General features: G+C 40.4%; 19 protein-coding genes. 9 read left to right on the top strand and 10 right to left on the bottom strand.

The features are described 5' to 3' along the window. Positions 1-15: 15 nt before the first annotated feature. Complete coding sequence (uvrC, locus tag ABJH64_RS04865) at positions 16-1,824, top strand: excinuclease ABC subunit UvrC (RefSeq protein ID WP_348334631.1); 1,809 nt, start codon at positions 16-18, stop codon at positions 1,822-1,824. Positions 1,825-1,839: 15 nt separating this feature from the next. Here uvrC and gldN read toward each other — a convergent pair whose 3' ends face one another. From gldN to ABJH64_RS04905, 8 genes are all read right to left on the bottom strand, one after another. Then, a complete protein-coding gene (gene gldN / locus ABJH64_RS04870; protein ID WP_348277212.1) occupies positions 1,840-2,658 on the bottom strand; it encodes a gliding motility protein GldN in 819 nt (272 codons plus the stop codon). Between the two features lie 33 nt (positions 2,659-2,691). After that, positions 2,692-4,305, bottom strand: a complete 1,614-nt coding sequence (gldM, locus tag ABJH64_RS04875; RefSeq protein WP_348277211.1) for a gliding motility protein GldM — start codon at positions 4,303-4,305, stop codon at positions 2,692-2,694. A gap of 41 nt (positions 4,306-4,346) precedes the next feature. After that, on the bottom strand, positions 4,347-5,105 hold the full coding sequence (gene gldL, locus ABJH64_RS04880; RefSeq protein ID WP_348334385.1) for a gliding motility protein GldL: 759 nt from the start codon (positions 5,103-5,105) through the stop codon (positions 4,347-4,349). Between the two features lie 101 nt (positions 5,106-5,206). After that, a complete protein-coding gene (gene gldK / locus ABJH64_RS04885; protein ID WP_348277209.1) occupies positions 5,207-6,301 on the bottom strand; it encodes a gliding motility lipoprotein GldK in 1,095 nt (364 codons plus the stop codon). A gap of 167 nt (positions 6,302-6,468) precedes the next feature. Continuing rightward, positions 6,469-7,449 carry a type IX secretion system membrane protein PorP/SprF gene (locus tag ABJH64_RS04890; RefSeq protein WP_348277208.1) on the bottom strand — a complete coding sequence of 327 codons (981 nt, stop codon included), beginning with the start codon at positions 7,447-7,449 and terminating at the stop codon, positions 6,469-6,471. A gap of 76 nt (positions 7,450-7,525) precedes the next feature. Next, entirely contained in the window at positions 7,526-8,299 is a 774-nt protein-coding gene (locus tag ABJH64_RS04895; RefSeq protein WP_348277207.1) for a uroporphyrinogen-III synthase, read from the bottom strand. Positions 8,300-8,331: 32 nt separating this feature from the next. Further along, positions 8,332-9,456 (bottom strand): DUF4271 domain-containing protein, encoded by a 1,125-nt coding sequence (locus ABJH64_RS04900; protein ID WP_348277206.1) that lies wholly within the window; start codon positions 9,454-9,456, stop codon positions 8,332-8,334. A 2-nt stretch (positions 9,457-9,458) separates the two neighbouring features. Continuing rightward, the gene (locus ABJH64_RS04905) at positions 9,459-11,162 is read right to left on the bottom strand and encodes a BamA/TamA family outer membrane protein (RefSeq protein ID WP_348277205.1); all 1,704 of its coding nucleotides are present in this window, start codon (positions 11,160-11,162) and stop codon (positions 9,459-9,461) included. Positions 11,163-11,208: 46 nt separating this feature from the next. Here ABJH64_RS04905 and hemW point away from each other — a divergent pair, with 46 nt between their 5' ends. The 7 genes from hemW to ABJH64_RS04940 all read left to right on the top strand — a co-directional run bounded on the left by hemW (position 11,209) and on the right by ABJH64_RS04940 (position 19,100). Further along, a complete protein-coding gene (gene hemW, locus ABJH64_RS04910; RefSeq protein ID WP_348277204.1) occupies positions 11,209-12,330 on the top strand; it encodes a radical SAM family heme chaperone HemW in 1,122 nt (373 codons plus the stop codon). 13 nt (positions 12,331-12,343) lie between these two features. After that, positions 12,344-12,655: a DUF721 domain-containing protein gene (locus tag ABJH64_RS04915; RefSeq protein ID WP_348277203.1), complete on the top strand. Its 312-nt coding sequence runs from the start codon at positions 12,344-12,346 to the stop codon at positions 12,653-12,655. A 111-nt stretch (positions 12,656-12,766) separates the two neighbouring features. Next, a complete protein-coding gene (locus ABJH64_RS04920; protein WP_348277202.1) occupies positions 12,767-14,845 on the top strand; it encodes a SpoIIE family protein phosphatase in 2,079 nt (692 codons plus the stop codon). A gap of 3 nt (positions 14,846-14,848) precedes the next feature. Continuing rightward, the gene (locus ABJH64_RS04925) at positions 14,849-15,181 is read left to right on the top strand and encodes an STAS domain-containing protein (protein WP_348277201.1); all 333 of its coding nucleotides are present in this window, start codon (positions 14,849-14,851) and stop codon (positions 15,179-15,181) included. 1 nt (position 15,182) lies between these two features. Then, on the top strand, positions 15,183-15,596 hold the full coding sequence (locus tag ABJH64_RS04930; protein ID WP_348277200.1) for an ATP-binding protein: 414 nt from the start codon (positions 15,183-15,185) through the stop codon (positions 15,594-15,596). 87 nt (positions 15,597-15,683) lie between these two features. Continuing rightward, positions 15,684-17,684, top strand: a complete 2,001-nt coding sequence (locus tag ABJH64_RS04935) for a peptidylprolyl isomerase (protein ID WP_348277199.1) — start codon at positions 15,684-15,686, stop codon at positions 17,682-17,684. 51 nt (positions 17,685-17,735) lie between these two features. Continuing rightward, positions 17,736-19,100, top strand: a complete 1,365-nt coding sequence (locus ABJH64_RS04940) for a peptidylprolyl isomerase (protein WP_348277198.1) — start codon at positions 17,736-17,738, stop codon at positions 19,098-19,100. An 89-nt stretch (positions 19,101-19,189) separates the two neighbouring features. Here ABJH64_RS04940 and ABJH64_RS04945 read toward each other — a convergent pair whose 3' ends face one another. Further along, complete coding sequence (locus ABJH64_RS04945; RefSeq protein ID WP_348277197.1) at positions 19,190-19,507, bottom strand: hypothetical protein; 318 nt, start codon at positions 19,505-19,507, stop codon at positions 19,190-19,192. A gap of 245 nt (positions 19,508-19,752) precedes the next feature. Further along, complete coding sequence (locus ABJH64_RS04950; RefSeq protein ID WP_348277196.1) at positions 19,753-21,543, bottom strand: ABC transporter ATP-binding protein; 1,791 nt, start codon at positions 21,541-21,543, stop codon at positions 19,753-19,755. Between the two features lie 146 nt (positions 21,544-21,689). On the opposite strand from ABJH64_RS04950, the gene ABJH64_RS04955 reads away from it, so the two are divergent. Beyond that, positions 21,690-22,790 (top strand): Glu/Leu/Phe/Val dehydrogenase dimerization domain-containing protein, encoded by a 1,101-nt coding sequence (locus tag ABJH64_RS04955; RefSeq protein ID WP_348277195.1) that lies wholly within the window; start codon positions 21,690-21,692, stop codon positions 22,788-22,790. Positions 22,791-22,807: the final 17 nt, after the last annotated feature.

The following is a 22,807-nucleotide window of genomic DNA, read 5'->3' on the forward strand; positions in this document are numbered from 1 at the left end:
TTTTTAATTTAAGCCATGGAGTCATCTTCTTTTTTACCCACTGATCATCTCAGCCTTCCTGACCAGCCAGGCGTTTACAGGTATTTCAATGAGGAAAATGAATTAATCTATGTTGGCAAAGCCAAAAGCCTCAAAAAAAGGGTAGGAAGTTATTTCAACAAAAATTCTGGAGTAAATCTCAAGACCAGAAAAATGGTCAAAGAGATTCGTCGCATAGAAATCACTTTAGTAAACACTGAATTTGATGCGCTTTTGCTTGAGAATAATCTCATCAAGAAGTCCCATCCCAAATACAATATTCTACTTCGCGACGATAAGACTTATCCTTACTTACTCTTGACTAAAGAAAATTTCCCGAGGATATACCCAACCCGGAAAATGATTCCTAAGAAAGGCACCTACTTTGGCCCATTTGCAAGCGTAAGAGCAATGAACACTGTTCTTGATCTTATTCGTGAACTGTTTACCATCAGAACATGCAAACTTGATCTATCACCCTATAAAGTGGCAGAAGGTAAGTATAAAGTATGTCTAGAATATCATATTGGGAATTGTCAAGGTCCCTGTGTGGGACTACAAAAAGAAGAAGCCTATCTTAAGGACGTTGAGCAAGCGAAGCATATTCTGAAGGGAAATCTGGGGATTGCTAAATCCTATTTCAAACAAGAGATGCAGCTACATGCGGAGAACCTTGAATATGAAAAGGCGCATAAAATGAAGGAAAAGCTTGACTCACTGGAAAAGTACCAGGCAAAATCTCTAGTAGCAAGTCCTTCTATCAACAACCTGGATGTGTGTACAATTGTGTCTGACGAAAAAAATGCCTTCGTCAACTACATGCGTGTAAAGAATGGAGCTCTTATCACCTCGAAGAATGTGGAACTCAAAAAGAGACTGGATGAATCAGATGAAGAGCTACTTCTTACGGCCTTAATCCGACTTCAAGATCAATTTCAAAGTGATGCGGAAGAGGTATTGCTGAATGTAGAATTGACAGAACCTATAGAGGGCCTAAATATATTTGTACCGAAAATTGGAGATAAGAAAAAACTCATAGAGCTATCTGTTAAAAACGCCTTCTTCTACAAAAAGGAAAAAGCATTGTTATCAGGTCTGAACCAAAACAAAAAAGATAGAGTAATCAGGCAGCTTCAACAAGATCTAAGCCTTCCAGATATTCCTGATCACATCGAATGCTTTGATAATTCCAATATTCAAGGCACTAATCCCGTGGCAAGTATGGTGTGTTTTCTAAATGGAAAACCTGCAGTGAAGGAATACCGCCACTATCATATCAAAACGGTAGTAGGACCTGATGACTTTGCAAGCATGAAGGAAGTTGTAGGCAGACGATACAAGCGATTAATGGAAGAAAACAAGTCCTTACCTAAACTGATCGTGATAGACGGAGGTAAAGGGCAATTGTCATCCGCAGTAGAAGCATTAAAGGAATTGGGTGTTTATGGTCAGATGCCTATCATAGGTATCGCTAAACGATTGGAGGAAATCTATTTTCCTGGGGATTCCTACCCTATTCACATCGATAAAAAATCTGAAAGCCTTAGATTACTCCAACGTATTAGGGATGAAGCTCACCGGTTTGCGATTACGTTTCATAGAAATGTGAGAAGCAAAAATGCATTTGGAACCCAACTGACAGCTATTCCGGGCATAGGAAAAAGTACTGCCGATAATCTGTTGAGTCACTTCAGATCCGTAAAGAAAATTTATGAAGCCAGTGAAGAGGAAATTGCTGCGGTGGTTGGCACTAGCCGAGCAAGAAAACTGATGGATTGGAAGGAAAAAAATAAAGGGGCTGATTAGGCCCCTTTTTGATATTTACCACTCCCAAAGAGCGTTTTCGTATTCTAACAACTTGTATTCAAATTCAAGTGCATCTACATAAGCTTGCATTTCAGGATTAGGATGATCATAAGCTATGAGATCTGCAATCAACGCATTCTCCGAATTAGTAAACTTCCTAACTACAGATCGAAACAATCTCGTTTCAAAAGCCTCATCATAGGTCAAGCTTTTGGCAATGTTTTGAAAATTAATCCATCTTGCCTCCGGATGATCTTTAAAATGATTATAGAAATCCTTGTATCGAATAAATGCGATTGTTTTTTGACCAGCATTAGAGTTAGTCTCAGATGGCATGACCAATTCAAGATACTTAATGTCAAATACCATGTCAGAATGATGCTTGTCAAAAACGAAATCTTCCCTGAAATCAAGGTAGTACAACTGCTTAGAAAATATACTGTCGCCAGTAGCGTTCAACCAAAAATTATCCTGAAACTCAGCGATAGAAAGAGGTTGAGTGAACTCTTCATCGGCAAATACTTCTAAAGCATTCTCCTCTACGATAGCGTCATAAATTTGATTGATAATTCCGTTTGCCTTTGTATCGCCTGCCCCGTAGAGTGGTTTATTGTACTTTTCGCGAAGATCAATTCTTCTCCACACCCCAATTTGATACATTTTATCGTCCTCTCTAATTCTCTTAGCAGAATAAATGGTATCCATATCAAACTGACGATCGCCAAATCCAGATGGGTTCACGCTAGTTGCAGCAATCTGAGCTTCACTAGTAAGTGGAGCTAATCCTGCTGCTATCAGCAGGGATAAGATTAATTTTGGAAGAAACTTTTTCATAATTAGTAGTTTATCTTAATCCCCAAATCAATTTTATTTGACTCTAATAGGGACAACTTGTCTTAATTCAGTTGGAATTTTATTTCCTCTGAAGTTCGTTCTAGTTACTTGCCTTACTTCAAATACGACAACATCACCAGCTTTTGCACTTTCCAGAAGGGAACGCATCGCAAGATTATTACCACTTGAGATTTGAACTGTCTGTCTTGGAACTTCATTTCTCAATAACCTCATTTCACCACCAGTCACTTCAAAAGTAGCATCCTTAGCCATTGTCCTAGCAAATGTAGGCTCAGCTTTGGCTAGCAACTTCATACTCATAAGTGAACTGATTGCTTGGGCCTGGCTCAAGTCGAGTTCAGTGCCATTTGAGATCACAGGAACTAGAGAAGGAGCAGGAACTGGTTTGATATCATAATCTACGGTACCAATCTTATTTCCTCCACTGCTCACTCCGATATTCACCTTACCTGAAGCTCCTGGAATGACGGTTAATTGTCCTGGCTTACTTCCTTTAATGGAGTTACCATTGCTTACTGTAAATTCAGGAGAATAGGTGTTACCTAATGCCGGAACTTCAATAAGCAATTCATTTGCACAATCGGCATAAAGCTGTTGAACTACCTCAGAAGAAACTTTAATCACTGGCTGAGCGACAAAATATTCATATTCCACAGGAAGTACTTTATCTTCTCCACCCACACTTGTGATGATCTCACCTTTGATTGTTCTTTTAGCTAGCCCTCTCTCGTCATAAGATCCGGCTGGAGCTACGGTAAATTCAATTTTACCAAATCCTTTGGCATCAACTGGAACCGAACGACCATCATAAGTCATCGTAGGTGCTGCTGAAGTGGAACTAGATGCAATAAACATGTCGGCCTCGAATTTTGTACCTGCTGCTACCACATTAGATAACGCTGCAATTCTTGCCTCAGTCACATCAGCTTTGAAAAAGAAAGAACCTATTGAATTCTGAATAGCTTTCAAAGACTCACTTTCTATATTCAAAACCTCATTTTGAAACTGCGAAATAAGCGCAATAACTGCTCCTACTGGAGATTTGACAAAGGTTAGAGCGACGAAATCCTTATTCTTCACCTCGCGATCATTAGCAAAAAGCTCAATATCTTTTGCATCTTTTGCTATCGGTTGGAATTGCATGTCAGGAAACCCGATTTTTGTCAAAATTGCTGAAACCTGCTCTGGATAAGCATTCAACTTTTCCTTCATCTCTTCCCCTTTGCCATTATTAGCAAACAGGTTACCTGTGATTTCTGTATTTTTTAGGTTTGCATTGACAAAATTACCCTCATCATTCTTTGCCTTTGACTGGATAATCAAGTCTTGCTTTAAACCTTCTAAATAGTCATATATTTCTTTAGTGGCGTCTCTCACTTCCTGAGCTGCTGCCACTTTAGGAACATCAACTTCCTTATTACCCTGTTGCTCCACTGTATAGGCGATTGATTCAACCGTGGATACGTTCTTACCAATGAAGTTTTTGGAAGTTCTTTCCATCCCGTCATTGATCAATATAAATTTCTGGAGGATTTGGTTGCTTACTTGGAGGGCCAATAAGGCCGTCAATACCAAGTACATCATACCAATCATCCGCTGTCTAGGTGTCTCTTTAGCTCCTGCCATTTTTAAGTTTTAATGGAATTTTAAAATGAATTGAAGAGAAATTAACCTTTCATAGCGGATAGCATTCCACCATAGATCTTATTCAATGAACTGACGTTCTGGTTCAATTTGGACAATTCTGTTTTAAATGCTTGGGTTTCTTTACCTGCTTCAGTTAGGCCTTCCATAGCAGCAGTCATGTTTGCATAGAATTTATTCAATGTCTTCACATGACTATTTGCATCTTGTAATTCCATCTCATAGACTGAATTCAACGCTGAAAGATTCTTAGTCACTGTCACAACCTGGGTATGGTAAGCCTTAGCATCTTGAGAAGCTGAAGACATTTCTGTCAAAGCAGCTGCTGTTTTGCTGTAGGAAGCATTCATGTCCACCAAAGTCTTAGCTGCTGACTTTACATTAGTTGCATATTCATTAGTAGCTACTGCAGCATCAGATAGGTTGCCCATTTTCTGAGCAGAGGTAGCAAGATTTTGCATTCCTTTACCCAGGCTCTCTATCAATTCAGGACCTACTTTGGCGTTAGCTAGCATTTCATCAAGTTTCTGAGAAATTTGGTCACCACCAGCAGCTACTACTCTTTGTGTTCTTGGAGCAGCAGGAGCATCACCTGCAAGCTCAGGGTAAACTTTGGACCAATCAACTTCCTTATGTTGAGGCTCAAAAGCAGAAAGAAAAAATATAAATGCCTCAGTACTCAATCCTACTCCAATCATAAGATTCGCAAAAGGCAAATCCAAGATCTTGAACATTGCGCCGAGAATAACTACAGCAGCACCAATACCATAGATTTTTGGCATTATGCTGGAATAAAATTTTGCTGAGAATGAGTTGCTGTTACTAGCCATGTGAAATGATGTAATTTAGATGTTAGGTAGTTTTGATTGTTTTTTGAAATAAATTATCGTCTTCTCCTTGTTGAACTTTTGACGTCCATAGAACCTGAACGACCAATAAATGTCATTTTAGTTCTAAAGCCTATGTGAGCTTGAGCGACGTCTTCGTATTCGTAAGTTCTTGTACTAGTCTCCAAGAAATGGGCTATATCCTTCCAGCTTCCTCCTCTGACTACCTTTCTTGGTTCATTTGGATCCTCATAGACTGGATTCAAATCCCAAGTAATAGAGCTAGAAGTAGTAGCATAAGCATCTAACACCCACTCAGCGACGTTACCCGACATGTTATATAGACCATAACCATTAGGAGCAAATACATCAACTGGAGCAGTATAGGCAAAACCGTCATCGATATAGTTACCTCTTCCCGGTTTGAAGTTTGCCATCAAACAGCCTCTCTTATTTTTCAAATATGGACCACCCCATGGATACTTGGCAACTTCCTTACCTCCTTTGGCAGCATATTCCCATTCTGCTTCTGATGGAAGTTCAAAAGCCGGACCATCGAAATCACTCTCGTCATTGGCCCTCATGTGATAAGTTCTCCATTCGCCGTATTTTCTCGCTTGATCCCAGGTCACTCCGACCACTGGATAATTGTCAAACGCAGGATGGTCAAAATAGAACTCCATTAAAGGATCTCCATAGTGATATGCAAAACTTGTTGACCAAACGGTGGTGTCAGGTCTAAGCTCATCGTAATTTAATTGAGGGGGATCCTTCAAAGTAGTTGGTGTACCGGTTTCAAGTGTTCCGCTTTTTACAGATTCTAAAAATTGGCGGTATTTGTTATTGGACACTTCATATTTGTCCATGAAAAACTCAGAGATAGTAATCTGCTTGTTCAAAGCAGACTGAGTAAACGCGATATCTTCATCCGCTTGTCCCATCCAAAAAGTACCGGCTTTCACTGGAACCATGTCATAAGGAAGGTTTTGTTGCCAGCTTTCCCGTTTGGGAACACCCGTCACCTCTCCTCTTCTGTTCATCTTTTCGCTAGCTGAACCCTTCTTGCTAAAAAGACCGCAACTCGGCAAAAGTATCACTAATGCCAAACCAAGGGTTGTGGACAGTAAGCGAACATTAATTTTTCTATACATAAATGACGTTTTTTCGTGCATCAAATTTTTACGTAGTGTAAAGTATTTTCAAGATTCGAAATTTAGCTGAATTTGGCACAATAATGCAAATAACCTGCCAAAATATGGGGTATAGTTAACCGCAACATCTCAAACTAACACTACACATATTTACTCTTTTATAACTATTAAAATCTAAATCTAGGTGTTCTTTGAATTACACGCTGTACTTCTCTACTCACATCTGATAAGGTATAACGCAGCATAAGTTCGTGACTTGTAGGAGATTTAGACTCTTGACCGCTGATCACTAAATCAAAAGCATAACCCAAATTGAGAGAATTATCCTTTAACAGACTATAGCCTACTATGAAAGACATTGACTCATCCCCTCTAAATCCAATTCCTCCACTTATCTTATTCTGTAGCGTAGCCATAACGCTCACTTCATAGGAAAAATTATTGAAGGACACTGTTTTTAACAAGAGACTAGGCTCAATGGCCAATTGTCCTACTGGTCTAATTCTATATCCTAGTAATAAATAGGAGTGGTTTTTCAATTGATTTTCAAACGATCCATCTCCAAAATCAAAATTTGGCTCATTTATATGACGACTACTCAATCCTATATAGTAATTCCTGCTGTCATATAACAAACCCGCTCCTACGTTAAAGTTGAGCTGACTCTCTTTCCCTGAATTTGGCAAATTTGGCTCCGGGTTTACCACAATGAGCTCTCCATAATCTATTGAACTAGAGTACATACCCACATAAGCACCAAGACTCAAAGTAGCCCGATTCAAGGTTTTGTGATATGCCCCCTGAAGATTGATCTCCAAATTACCAGTCGCTCCAATTTGATCATTGACAAGCGTAAGACCATAACCTATATTCTTACCATTAAGACGACCCTGTGCGGTTAATAGTTGTGTGACTGGTGCACCTCCTTGACCGGAGTTGGTCGTATAATTCAACCATTGCGAACGATGCAAGGCAGAAAATCTAAACCCACCATCTTTACCAGCGAACGCTGGATTATAATACATGCCATTATACATGTATTGGGTAAATTGAGGATCCTGCTGGGCCATCAGCGAAGAAATCTCAAAAAAGAACAGTAAGAGAATCGAATATCTCAAAAAGCTTTTAGAATGGCCTTTTTGAATCATTTTATAGTGGTTTCGTCCAAAGTGATAACTATTGTAAGAATTTAAACTGAAAAACCACAGATTTTGATTCTATGTTTTACAAATTATTCGCCTTTTTAATATAAAGCTCCAATGCACCTGTCATACTTGGAGCATTTGGCATAGGTGCTTCAATATCCAAAATCAAATCTAAATCTCGTACCGCCTGCGCAGTAGTTGGTCCAAAGGCAGCAATTCTAGTATTACCTTGTTCAAAATCCGGGAAATTCGTTTTCAATGACTTGATTCCTGATGGACTGAAAAAGGCAAGAATATCATATTTCACGTCAGCTAAATCTGATAAATCTGCCTCCAAGGTATGGTAAATAATTGCCTCTGTAAAGGCGATCCCATTCTTTTCCATATACTCGGGTATATCATCCTTGCGGATGTCAGAACATGGGAATAGATATTTCTCTGATTTGTGCTTCTTGAAATAATCAAATAAATCCTGTGCTGTCTTCTGACCTACGAATAATTTTCGCTTACGGATTACTATGTATTTCTGAAGGTAATGAGCAGTCTGATCAGAAATACAGAAATACTTCATGTCAGCTGGCATTTCGATTTTGAAATCCTTACAAATAGCAAAGAAATGATCTATGGCATTCCGACTGGTGAATATCACTGCCGTATGCTTCAAAATATCAATCTTTTGCTTACGGAATTCTTTTGGCACTACTGGCTCAACCTTGATAAACTGTCTGAAATCTATCTTCAAATTATACTTCTCCGCCAACTGTACGTAGGGAGAATTTGCACCCGCAGGGGCTGGTTGAGATACTAGAATACTTTTTACTGGTCTAAACCTGTCTTTGGTAACTACGCTCATGCTTCTATTATTCCTTTTGGTGTTTATTGGAATTAATGCCCTAAATCAAGCACCAATTTGGCCAAGATTAAAAAGGGCACTAATTCTGCGATGCAAAGGTAAGTAAATAAATGATATTTCTTAAAGCCTAGTTTATTCACCATAATCAAGAACAATCCGAGAATCCCTAACACATACAACCAGAAAAAACCTGTAAATGACAGCTCCAAAGCCATTTCAATCCTTGAAAAATCATTAAGCAAAAAGAATGTACATACCAATACCAATCCTATCGTGACAATTACCACCAGCCGAAGCAAATAAAAGAAATGAGCAAACTCCAATTTTCCCAAATCAAATAAATGTGCTAAGATTTTAATCGATGTGAACTTAAAAATGGTGAGCAACAATAAAATCAACGTACCTCCACTCCACAGGAATATTAATGTAGAAAAACTCAAATTCAGCCTTGCTTCTAACCACTCCTGACGAAATACGGCTAGGCTTGTCACCATAATTAGTGACAAAAGCATATTCACTATAAACACATAAAACAGAATATCTAAAGAGAAAAACTTCTGCAAACTCCCACTTTCAGAAAAATCTTCTGCGTTCAGTAAGGACACAGGTTTGATCATCATCGCAAAAATAAATGGATAGGCAAGTTTGTACAAAGCAATCATCAAAAAAGAAGCAAGCAGTCCGATCACAAAAAAATCACGGATACTCTGCCTATCCCAGTTCCTTGTTACTGCAAGTAATCCATCCTCTACCGTAGCAGTATCAATAAATGATTCATCCTTTACCAGTTTTTTGACGCTCGCTTTATCTGAAGATATGCCATTCTTAAATACGGTAAGCTTAACCTGATTTCCCAAAAACTCTTGCTGTAGTGCCCCCACTTGAGTGGTAAATGCCGTGTCCTGTTCGGTGAAAAACCAGAGCTTTTCCCCCATAAAAACTACCGAATGATCAGGAAACTCAAAGGAAAAATACGCTAATGGAAACGCATTCAGATCCAAGTCAAGGATTAATCGATCATTTGAGCTAAACCAAGTCTCCCGCTCACCTTCTTGCCAGTTTGAGTGATAATCTTCCAATACTTGCCCAAAGACCTGATTTCCCACTGCAAAAATCAGTGAGAAGATAACTATTGACTTGAAGATCAATTTTTTCATACTCAAAATCTGGCTAAGTAGCCAAAATGTATCCTGGAATAGGAGAATTGTAAAGGTTGTAAATTAGACTTCCCGACTCCGTATATAAATTGAAATACTCCTGAGCCTGTATCTAGATTGATTCCTGAGCCAAATGAGACCGGGTGATCGATTGAAGCTGCAAGGTATGGGTTTTCCAGAATCCCTACGTCTGCAAAAACCATGAGAAAAGAATTATCTCCAAAAAAAAGACGCTGCTCCATGTTTAGGTAGCCAAATGACTTTGCATAAAAGTAATTTTCATTAAAGCCTCTGATGCTCTTCAATCCACCCAATCTGAATAAATCGTTGACCAACAAGTTTTCATTTTGAGCGAAACCCCCAGTTGCCCTGAGCCACATTCCCCAGCTAGGTTTGATGAAAATATGCTTTTCTACCTGTGCCTTTCCAAGGTATTGTGGTGTATTCAAATCTACTCCTAAATAAACCTCTGGCGGAAAGCCTGTGTTTTCAATAATCTTTTTGTTGCCGACCGCAAATTCACCTATGGCGAGAAATCCTCGCCTCGGAAAATAGGGCGAATCTAGCTTGTTCCAATTCCACCCTATCCCATATTGATTCCAGCGATAGTCGGCTACATCAGGCAGTTCAATCGCTTCTATATAGTCCTCTGTGTTTAATACATCACTAGCTTGTCTTCTGGTGAAAAAACTTAAGGCGGTATTTCTATTAATATGATACCCAAATTCCAGACTAAAAAAGCGATTTAAAAAAGTGGAATCTTGTTTATACAGATTAAAACCCACACTGACGTCCAAGGGGGAATTAAATAGAAAAGCTTCCTTTGCAGAAATTTCCAACTCCTGAGTAGCTACATTCAAACGCTGCCAATGCACTGCAACATCTCTTCCTTTTCCCCCAAGGTGATATAACTGCAGATCCAGCTGTCCCGTGATCAGCATCTTACCAGGTTCATTTGCATTGGGTAGCAAACCTATAATCCCGTCAAGCACATTCGTGTTTCTATCGCGCAGCGAAAAGTTAGGCTGTGCTTTCTTCAGTTGAAAATCAACTTGCGGTGACTGAATCTGTGTAAAATAAGGAGACCTCCTGAGGGTTTGGTTTGCTTCATCTAGTTGCTTTTGAGAAAATGGCGTGCCAGGCCGAATCCCCGTCAAGTTTTGAAGGTAACGCTCTTGAGTTTTGGTATCACCGGCTACTTTCACAGAATCCCACAAAATCAACGGCCCAGCGTCATAGTTAAAAACCGCGGATAAGGCAGTTCCATCTCGCTGCAAACTATCTAGTTTTATTTGGGCAAAAGGAAATCCATTATTTTCTGCCCCTTGGATCACTTGATCCATCCACTGGTAAGCCACGCGATATTCCTGTGAGAATGTAGGTAGGGATTTGGCTAATTCAACGGGTACGTTCCCCAATGAGATTTTTTCCCAGAAATATTTTTCTCCAAGTTCAAAATCTACTTTAAGGGAATCGCTTCCTACTTCTTCTGCATGAAATATTACGCCGAGGTATCCTTCATACTGAAAAGTGTTTTGAATGGAATCCAGAAACTGATCTCCCGCAGTTTTGGAATCAAAAGCCTGCCAATCCACTTTCGATGGCGGATCATCACTTGACCATTTGACCCAATAGCCACTTTGAGCTTGGCAAACCACTCCTCCTATAAGGAAAAAAAGGATAGAGGCCAATAAGGAGCTTTTCAATGGGCTGGCGGGGATTGATTATATTTGCAAAATAATAGAATTCATATTGGCTGGCATATACATACACATTCCTTTTTGCAGGCAAGCTTGCCATTATTGCGATTTTCACTTCAGTACCACGTTAGACAGAATGGATCAAATGGCTGACATGATCTGTAGGGAATTACTAATGCGAGCGGATTATTTGTCAAGTCAGCCCATTGAAACGATTTATTTTGGGGGCGGTACTCCTTCTCTTTTTCCCCCAAGACTCCTTGAGAAAATCCTAGATCAGATAGCCAAGTCCTACCAGTCAGACTGGACAGAAGTGACCCTAGAGGCAAATCCTGATGATCTAAGTGTGGACTATCTCAACTCATGGAAATCGCTTGGTATTGATAGGCTCAGTCTCGGGATTCAGAGTTTCGATGAGCAAGTATTGAAATTCTACAATAGAGCACATACTGCAGCGGAATCGAAATCGGCGATTGATAAAGCAAGAAAGGTTGGGTTTGAAAAATTCAGCCTGGACTTGATCTATGGCTTTCCACAGGCAGATCATGGCCTTTGGAAGAGAGATCTTACTGAAGCTATCTATCAAAACCCAGGGCATATCTCTAGCTACGCACTTACTGTTGAACCCAAAACTGCCCTTGGAAACTGGACTCGAAAAGGTCAATTCCAGCCTGCTGAGGAGGATTTTGTGGCCGAGCAATTTGAAATTCTTCAAGAGCTCACTGCTAAAGCCGGATATATCCAATACGAAGTATCCAATTTTGGCTTGCCCGATCAGTTTGCCCTACACAACACCAACTATTGGAAAGGCGTGCCTTATTTGGGAGTTGGACCGAGTGCACATTCATTTGATGGGAAAAATAGAGGCGCAAATCCCTCCAATAATTCTCTATACCTCAAGACCTTGGAGAACTCCATCATTCCGTTCGCGGTGGATAACCTCACGGAAGATGAGCGGCTCAATGAATACCTACTCACAGGATTGAGGACGCTTTGGGGGATAGATTTTGAAGTAATTCACCGAGAGTTTAATCAGGATCTTTTGACCGACAAAAAATTAATTCTAGCCCAAATGGATGCGGAAGGCTGGTTAGTATGGGAGGATAAAAACCTATCTTTGAGCAAAAGCGGAAAACTACTTGCTGACAGTATCGCAGCGGCACTTTTCGTTTGAGAAGAATGACACTATGAGCAACGACGGATATTACAGTAGAAAAAAGGAGGTAGCGCCACTGGAGTCAGCATTTAACGACCTGCTCAGAGCCTACCGGCTAGAAGGCAAATTCAAAGAGAAGTCGTTGGTTCATGATTGGCCAGGTATCGTCGGAAAAACCATCGCAGATCGGACCACTTCTGTATTTATTAGAGACAAAAAGCTGTTTGTGAAGCTTAGCTCGGGTCCGATAAAGAAGGAATTGCTGATGAATAAAAGTAAGGTATTAACGCTGATCGACGAAAAATATGGTGTTGGAGTAATCCAGGATTTGGTCTGCACCTGATCAATAGCCAGGACTTACTATTTTAGACTTTTTTAACACACAGGCCATTCACTAACTTATACTCCAGCGTTTTTTTTCAATCCGAATGAGTATTATTGTGGCTAGACATTCATGATCAAACTACCACCAATCCATATCGGAAAGCTAAGCTTACTGCTCGCCATCCTGGTTTGGCTTGCCTTGTTATTTGTCAATTTGGTGAGACTGGTCGGCCTACTCAATCAGATGGACTCAGGCTTTGCCATTGAGTTCAGTTGGATACTTCAAATTTTATTTTTTATTACCGTCTATGGCTTTTACAACTATTCCATAACCAAAAACTCGCAAGGTGACTTTCTCAACCTGATCTGGCGCGGAGCTTCTACCGGATTATTTGCTGTGGCGACATTTCTTATCATGGATTTGTTTATCAGTTCGCTTGGAGAAAGCAAACTGGCGAGAGACCCATTTCTACATGTCTTTTTCTACCATATTCGTTTTGGGCTAATCACCATTTTTCTAATATCCACATCGTTGTTGTGGCAGCACCTTATACTTTATCAAAAGACTAAGCGGGTAGTAAAACAATGGCAAGCGTTCGAAATCGCCATGTTAGTCGGCATGTTTCTAGTGTTTTTTTCAGGCAATGATTCTGAATACCCCTTCTTTTTTGGGATGGCTTTGCTTGGCATTTTGGCAGTGATTCTATCTACAAATTTGAAGTGGATTCCTTACCTTACTTTCAAAGAAAAGTGGAAATCCTTGCTCTTTCTTGCCATCATTATTTCTACTGTGAGCTTCTTGCTTTGGTACACATTTTCAATTGAAAAAGACCAAAACTACCCAGTTAACCTTACTTGGAATCTCTTCCTCATTTCTCTGTTTTGGTTTGTATTAGTGTATGCAGTTCTCAGCTTTTTGGTGACGCTATTTAACCTACCCACCTCTTCTGTATTTGAGCAAAAACTTACGGAGGCCATTAATTTTCAGAGACTTAGCCAATCTATTCAGCCTGAGGAAAATGAGGAGCAGGTCTTGGACATCTTGATGGACTCCTGCATGAGTGCCTCCTATGCTGATGCCGCTTGGTTATCTATGAAAAGTAAGGACACGCCCGAAAGGACTATAAACGAACGATTCATTGACGCTACTACCAGGGAAGAAATTAATGACCTTATCCAACAAGACAAGGCATTGCAAGGATGGGACTCCGACAAATTAACGGACAACCTCAAGCCTATTTCTATCAGAATCCATCATCCTTCATTTGAATCGGTGCTTTTTGTCCCTCTCGTAATCAACAAGTCGGTCATCGGGAAAATTGTCCTTTGTAAGGAAGTTCGTGATGGATTCAATAAAGAGATGCTAAACATCATTAGCACTTTTGGAAGGCAAGCCTGCATCGCTGTAGAAAATCACCGCTTACTAAATCAAGCTATACTGAACGAGCGCTATCAGGAGGAATTGAAAATAGCGCAGCGTGTACAGAAATCCCTACTTCCTGCCAAACTGGATCATAATCAATTTTTCGACATAAGTGCTTACTCTAATGCAGCTGATGAGGTAGGTGGAGATTATTATGATACTTACAAACTGGACGAGGATCGCTATGTCCTTATCATAGGAGATGTATCAGGAAAGGGTACGTCTGCTGCATTTCACATGTCCCAAATGAAGGGGATTTTCCATAGTCTCATTCAGCTGAACCTTAGTCCTTCGGAGTTTATGATCAAAGCAAATGCGGCTCTGAGCAAATGCCTAGAAAGAAACCACTTTATCACTGCTTCCGTTTTCATTATCGACACTTCGCAACAAACCATCTGTCATTCACGTGCAGGTCATGTCCCTACGCTCTTTCATCAAGAAGCAGAAAATAAATCAGCCTATCTGGAGATTGATGGACTAGGATTGGGGATTTTAAGAAACAAGCAGTACGAAAACCACGTTGTGGAAAAAACATTCGCTTATCAGCCAGGAGATGTGTTGGTCATGTTCACCGATGGAATCGTAGAAGCCAAAAATGATAAGTCCATCCAGTTTGGCTATGAGAGAATCCGAAGCCTATTAGAAGTAAATCAAAAGCTCAGCCCTCAAGAAATCCAGACTAAAATCATTGATTCACTTCACAGCTTTGTGGGTGGTGACAGGGTAATAGATGATGATTACTCGCTGATGGTTGTGAAATTCACCCAGTCAATTAAAGAAAGCTAGACTATGCTAACAATAGATATTAAACAAGAAAATGGACATGACATATTGCTTCTCCAAGGCGAAGTGGATGCAAGTAACTCCGTCATCTTGGATGAAGCAATCACTCGAGCAGTGGACAATGGAAGTTCATCCATATTAATAGATGGGAGAGGTCTAGAATATATTTCTTCTGCTGGATTGGGTGTGTTCATGTCATATCTGGAAGATTTTCAGGAAAAAGAAATAGAGTTGAAAATTTATGCACTCTCCGAACGCGTATATGAAGTATTCAGGATTCTTGGATTGGATCAACTGATGAAAATATATCCAGACAAAAAAACTGCTTTGAATTCTTGAAATGAAACATCAGTTGAAATTATCCTGTCAAACCGCCGCCCTAGCCGAGCTTCGCGTCTTTTTGAAAAAGACCATGGAAGAGCTACGTCTGTCTGACATCGACCAACTGCAGATCACTCTGGCGGTAGAAGAGGTATGCGCCAATCTGATTATTCACTCCCATAATTGTAATGCGCAAGATTACATCCAGTTAAAAGTTAAAAACAACCCCGGCAAAATAATTTTTGAAATCTCCGACCAAGGCAAAGCCTTTAACATGCTGGATTACGAAGTACCTGACCTTGACCAGGTAAAAGGAGAAAAGCGAAAAGGTGGATTGGGCATAATTTTGGTAAAGAAGATAATGGATGAAATCGAGTTTGAATCTAGCGGAGGTACCAACACCTGTCGCCTGATCAAATGGTTCCAGTCCTAATTCTTGTTAAATGCTTAGTATTCGGGACATTTGACTTTAAATCCTAATAAATTTGTAAAATTGCATTCCAATTCTGCCATTTCATACATGACAAACCGAACCATTTCGGCACTTCTATTAACCTTCCTCCTATTATTTGAGTTTTCCATCACCACGATGGCTTTTGTTCAAACATCAGGACAGGATGAACCTCTATTAACTTTAGGAAATAAACCTGTGGATAAGGATGAGTTAATCTATCTACTTTCTAAAGGAAATAAATCTGAGCCTGGAACTCCGGGAATGTCCAGAGAAGAATTCAATGAAAACCTCAATCTTTTCATCAATTACAAATTAAAAGTTCGAGAAGCGGAAGAGCAAGGTCTTGCTCAATCCGAGGAATTCTTGAGAGAATTTGATTCCTTCCGAGAGAACATCAAAGCTCCATTTTTGATCCGAAATTCTTTGGAAGAAGGTGAATTGAGAAAAGCTTATGCTAGAATGCAGGAGATAATACGCGCCAGCCATATACTCCTCCAATTTCCTCCCAATTCCAGTACTGAGGATAGCTTGGCAGTATTGAGAATGGCGCTGAAGATTGAAGAAGAGATCAAAGCGGGAGGCAGTATCAATGAGTTAGCAGTCACCTATTCTGATGATCCTTCAGCAAAAATCAATCAAGGTGATCTAGGTTATTTCACTGCGCTTCAAATGGTTCAGCCCTTCGAAGATGCAGCCTTTTCATTACAGCCAGGACAAGTATCTGATCCTGTACTTACCAATTTCGGCTACCATATCATCAGTGTGAAAGACCGTCAACCCAATCCGGGACAGGTGAGAGTTTCGCATATTCTAGTACGAATAGATGAGAATGCTACAGGCAGCGAGGACCTTGCCAAGCGAAAAGTCGCCGACATCTACACCGAGATACAGAAGGAAAGCACCGTGTGGGAAGATATTGTTCGGAACTATTCTGAAGACCCTGCAAGCAGTCAAAAGGGAGGAATGTTGCCTTGGTTCTCTGTAGGTTCGATGATTCCTGAGTTTGAAATGGCCGCTTTCTCGTTGACGGAGATTGGTGAAGTATCACCTCCGATCCAAACTCGCTATGGATATCACATCTTGAGACTAGAAGATAAGCGACCTATAGAATCCTTTGAATCTATGGAAGAAAGCATCCGGTCTAGTATCTTGAGAGATTCTCGCTCCGGCATGATACAGTCTCAGGTGATGGCGATCCAGAAGTCCAGGTATGGATTCAAAGAAAACGAAGCTAACCTCGCCAAATTAAGAACTGAACTAAATACCACGACTGAAGCGGGCTTTGCACAAGTGATGGCTGAGAAAGATCTGGAAAATGACCAACTCTTTACGCTACAGGGCAAAAGCCACATAGCCAAAGATTTAGCTAGTTTCATGGAAGAAGAGGAGATTTCTCTACAAAGTAACTCTGGAACTTTCGACGCCTGGTACGAACGATTCACAGCTTCAGAGCTGAACAAAGCTGAAGAAGCTGATCTTGCAGCAAATAATAAAGATTACCAAATGCTACTCAAAGAATACCGTGATGGCATTTTGCTTTTTTCATTAATGAATGAAGAAGTTTGGCAAAAAGGACTTATGGATACGGTAGCTCAAAAGGCATTCTATGAGAAAAACATTCAGAACTACCAATGGAAAGGTAGAGTGGACACGTATATCGTGAAAGTCCTTGACCTGACTCAGCTAGATGCCGCTAGAATGCTCCTGAAAGGTAAGCCCCTTTCTGACGAACTTATAGCCTCATTTGAGACGAGCTATAAAAGCAGCAATACCTTGGCTTTCCAAACTGAATCAGGCGTCCTCGAATACAGCACTCATCCGGTGTTGTCCAATGCAGATATCAACACAAACTATCAAGAAATTGAAGCTAATGGACATCTGCATATCGTACTCATTCGAGATACAATACCAGCTGGCCCGAAAAAGTTTGAAGAATCTCGTGGCTTAGTCATACGAGATTACCAAGCGTATCTTGATGAAAATCTGATAGAATCCTTACGGAAAAAATATCCCGTAAAAGTAAATCCAAAAGCTAAAGAGGAGACGTTCGTAGCGCTGAATCAATAATAATTCACATAAAACCCATCTCCAAAGTAACTAGAGAAGGAAATAATACTCATGAAATTGCTAAACCGACTTACATTTACTCTTATCCTCACCATGCTGGCTACAGCCTCATTTGCTCAGGAAGCCCCGCCTACAGGCCAAGTTCTTGATAAAATAGTGGCTAAGGTGGACAATTATATTCTATTAGAATCCGACGTCCAGAGAGCATACATGGAAGCTCTGTCTCAAAATCAACAGGGACAGGTAGCTCCTACTCGCTGCGAAGTTTTCGAATCCTTGATGATTAACAAATTGATGGTGGCGAAAGCGGAGGTTGATTCGATAATGGTCACAGATGCGGAAGTAATGCTGCAAACAGATCAGCGATTCAGTATGGTCATGCAGCAATTCGGAGGTGATGAAGCTACGCTAGTAGAAGCCTATGGTAAAACTTCCGAGCAGTTGAAAGCAGAAATTGAGGACGTGATCCGTGAGCAGCTTATTGTGACGCGTATGAGAGGCCAGATCACCGAAGGATTGACTGTTTCTCCCAATGACGTGAGACAATTTTATAATAGCATCCCAAAGGATTCTCTTCCTTTGTTTACATCAGAGGCTACTGTAGGGCAAATCGTGATAAAGCCTGAAGTGAATCCTCAAACCAAACAAGCCCTTTATGATCAACTTCTACAGTTCAAAAAAGACATTGGAGAAGGCAAAGCTGATTTTGCAGATTTGGCTAGAAAATATTCAGAAGATCCAGGATCCGCTGCTATGGGAGGTGATTTGGGTTTTGCTTCCAAAGGGCAAATGGTACCGCAATATGAAAATGCTGCTTTGGCATTAAAGCAAGGAGAAATTTCAGACCCTGTGGAAAGTGATTATGGTTTCCACATGATTCAATTACTTGAAATCAAAGGAAACACCTACAACACCCGTCATATCCTGATGGCTCCTAGAGCCACTCAAGCTGATTTGAAAAAATCTGAGCGTTTGTTGGATAGTTTAAGAACAGAGATAAAAGCCGGTAGAATGGATTTTGCCAAAGCTGCCAAAGACTTTTCAGATGATAGAAGTACCTCTGATGCAGGAGGATTTTTTACTGACCCATCTACCAATTCCAATCGTCTCTCACTCCGCACATTAGAGGATCCGCTACTGTTCTTCATGATAGATACTATGCAGGTAGGAGATATCACCATGCCTATGGAATTTGACGATCCAAGAGATGGTAAAAAAGTACGAATCCTGTATTATAAGGCAAAATACCCTGCTCACCGAGCAAATATGGAGGATGACTACGAAAAGCTAAAAGCTGCAACGCTTCGCAAAAAAGAAGAAGAAATTCTAAGCAAGTGGTTTATAACTGCCAAAGAAGACATCTACATTGACCTTGATCCTGCCTATGATCGATGTAATGCCCTCTCAGAGAAATAATAGCTAATGCGTTTAAAAGTAAAATGCCTCCAAAAAGTAAGCTACTTTTTGGAGGCATTTTTATGTTGGAAAGATTTGTGGGGTTGATTTTACTTTTTTCCAAAAAGAGCTTTGATCGCAAGTCCTATCTGCTTAAAGCCTTCTTTGAATAAGCCTTTGGACTCTTGTAAGTTTGGTTTTATCTCTTCGCTTCGCTCCTTGAATTCCCGCTCTAAAATCTCTTTACCTTTCTTAAACTCAGCCTCTAGCGTAGTTTTATTTTCTTTAAGGTCCTTGATCTTTTTTTCGATTTCATCCTTTGCATCCAATCCCGCATCAGCACCTTTTTTTACCAGCTCCTCGATTTTTTCCCCTATTTCCTTGAGTACTTTCTCGATATCCTGAGTAGTAGATTTCTTTTCTTCCATGGCTACTTCGACATTTAGATGAACTGATATGCTTCAAGGTAATTACTTTTATGATTATCCGCAATAATGCCAGTCATCTTATATTCCTTGCTTATCTGGTTGGAAGACCGATGACCGAAGCGGCCTCAATTCTTAAGTTTACCATTTGCTACATGCTTATTCCTCCATACTGGTAGAAAAGCAGATAATCATATTACTTTTTCTAGAAAGCTTCTTTTCTTAGCTCAAAATGTAAGTCAAATCAGTTAATTATCAACAGATTCCCCTGCCTGCGTTTGTTTTTCAAACAACTCCGCATACACTCCATTTTGCTTCATGAGGGATTCATGATTGCCACGTTCTATGATTTTCCCATCATCCAACACAATAATTTGATCGGCTAGCTTGGCAGAGGATACACGGTGAGAGATAATGACAGAAGTGCGGTTTTGCATGATGTTTTTCAATGCTGTCAAAATCACATTCTCTGTCTTCGTATCTACTGCCGAAAGGCAATCATCTAGAATAAGAATTTTCGGCTCCTTAGCAATAGCACGTGCGATAGAAACACGCTGTTTTTGTCCGCCAGAAAGTGTAATCCCACGCTCACCCAGCATGGTTTCGAAGCCTTTGGGGAAGTCAACAATATTTTCATACACATCTGCATCTTTTGCCGCCTGCTCTATAATCTTTGGATCTGATTCCTCTATCCCAAAGGCAATGTTGTTTCCTATGCTATCTGAAAATAAAAACACATCCTGCGGTACATAGCCTAACTGCCTGCGAAGATCAGATATAGAGAAAGTATCAATTGGCTTCCCATCTAACTTGATCACTCCGCTAGTAGGGTCATACATACGCATCAAGAGATTGGCGATAGTAGATTTGCCAGAACCTGTAGTCCCAATTATCCCAAGTGTTTGCCCCTCTTGGATCTGGAAACTGACATTTTTCAACGCATGAATACCGGAATCTGGATAAACAAAGGACACATTTTCTACTTCTATAGTCCCTTGAATTTCTGCTTTGGTTTCTTGAGTGCTCAAAATGTCATTCTTTTCATCCAGAAACTCATTGATCCTAGTCTGAGATGCTGCCGCACGCTGCACGATGCTAGTCACCCAGCCCAGAGATGTGACTGGCCAAGTGAGAATGTTCACATAAAGTATAAACTCGGCGATCACTCCGTAGCCAATCTGACCACTCATCACCTGTAAGCCACCTACATAAACAGTGATGATCGTAGATATTCCAACTACTCCCATGATAATCGGAAAAAATAAGGCATTTACTTTAGTCAATCGAATGGATTTCAGCTTGTAATCCTCACTTGCTAGGGCAAAATCATTGACACTATCACTTTCTCTGACGAATGCCTTCAGCACACGAATTCCTGAAAAAGCCTCTTGTACAAAAGTGCTCAAACCACTCAAACTCCGCTGTATCTTTTCGGAGCGCTCATTGATCATATTATTTACATAGTAGATACTCAATGAAAGCACAGGAAGTGGCAAGAGCGAATAAAGTGTCAACAGGGGATTGACAGTGATCATGTATGAAATTACCATCGGAAATAGAATCAGGAGATTCAACCCATACATAATAGCTGGGCCGAGATACATCCGTACACGGCTCACGTCTTCAGTTATTCGAGCCATCAGATCACCTGTGCTATTTTTCCTATAGAAGCTGAGAGGAAGTTTTTGGTAGTGATCATAGATCTCATTCTTCATGTCATATTCTACTTTCCTAGACATGATGATGAGTGTCTGACGAATAAAAAATAGGAAAATGCCTCTCAACAAAGCCATTACCAAAATCAACACGCCAAAAACAACAACGAATTTTAAAAAAATATCCTGCGCCTCTTCCCCCATTCCTCCTAGCTCCAAAGGCCGATAAATCGACAAACTCTCGACCACATAATCTATCGCAAGTCGCACCAGTTGCGCCGGGATAATTACGAAAATATTAGAAATCACCGTAAAAACTATTCCCAAAAGGATCAAGCCCTTGTATTTGTACAAATACTTGTTGAGTCGCCAAAGTGGTTTCACCAAATAAAAATTTTAAAATGAAGAAATTAGATAAATAAATCTGGGTAAATTAAACCTTTGAACGCCAATAAAAGTATTTAATTTTGTATTGGCTAGAAGTACCAAGGAGTACCCAAATATAACACATTCTAAAAAGCTAAGTTCACATGTTAGAGATTAAAGCAACTGAATCAGTACGTGAAGGTTCAATCTTTGGCCAGATCACTACGATGGATCACGAGCAACTCGTGATTTGCCATGATGAAGCAACCGGCCTAAAGGCATTGATTGGTATTCACAACACCACCCTGGGTCCAGCACTGGGCGGAACCCGTATGTGGCCTTATGCTTCCGAAGAAGAAGCTATCACAGATGTCCTTCGTCTGTCCAGAGGAATGACCTTCAAAAACGCCCTGGCAGGCTTGAATCTCGGTGGAGGGAAAGCGGTTATTTTAGGCGATCCAAAATTAAAAAACGAAGCATTTCTAAGACGTTTCGGGAGATTTGTTCAGAGCCTGGGCGGTAGATATGTAACTGCCGAAGATGTCAATATGAATACCTCAGACATGGAATTCATAGGGCTAGAAACTCGCCATGTCACTGGCCTTCCTGAGATTAAGGGTGGCGGCGGAGACCCTTCGCCAGTCACTGCTTATGGTGTGTACATGGGTATGAAAGCTGCTGCTAAGAAAGCATTTGGCTTGGAATCCTTAGAGGGAAAAAGAATCGGAGTTCAAGGAGTAGGACAAGTAGGCAAATATCTGATCGAGCATCTGGTAAAAGAAGGAGCGATCGTGTTGGTTACGGATATTTTTGAGGACAAACTCAAGGCTGTGGCAAAAGCTACCGGTGCTCAGGTGGTTGATCCTAATGTGATCTATGATCTAGAGATGGATATTTATTCCCCTTGTGCACTAGGAGCTACGATCAATGATCAAACCATAGATCGTCTTAAATGTGCAGTCATCGCAGGTGGTGCAAATAATCAATTGAAAGACGAAGCAAAGCATGGACAAATCCTTGTTGAAAAAGGGATCGTTTATGCTCCTGATTTCTTGATCAATGCCGGTGGTGTAATCAACGTTGGCGCTGAGTATTTTGGCGGATACAACAGAGATACGGTCTATAAGCAAACTGAAAAAATCTACGATACCTGCTTGGGTATTTTGAATAAGTCAGAAGCTGAAAATATCCCAGCTCAGCAAGCTGCTATCGAGACAGCTAAAGCTAGAATTGAAGCTATTGGAAAAGTAAAGCTTTCTTTCTAATCCACCCATAAGCTATA

This window comes from Algoriphagus sp. (assembly GCF_039969895.1).
Taxonomy (GTDB): domain Bacteria; phylum Bacteroidota; class Bacteroidia; order Cytophagales; family Cyclobacteriaceae; genus Algoriphagus.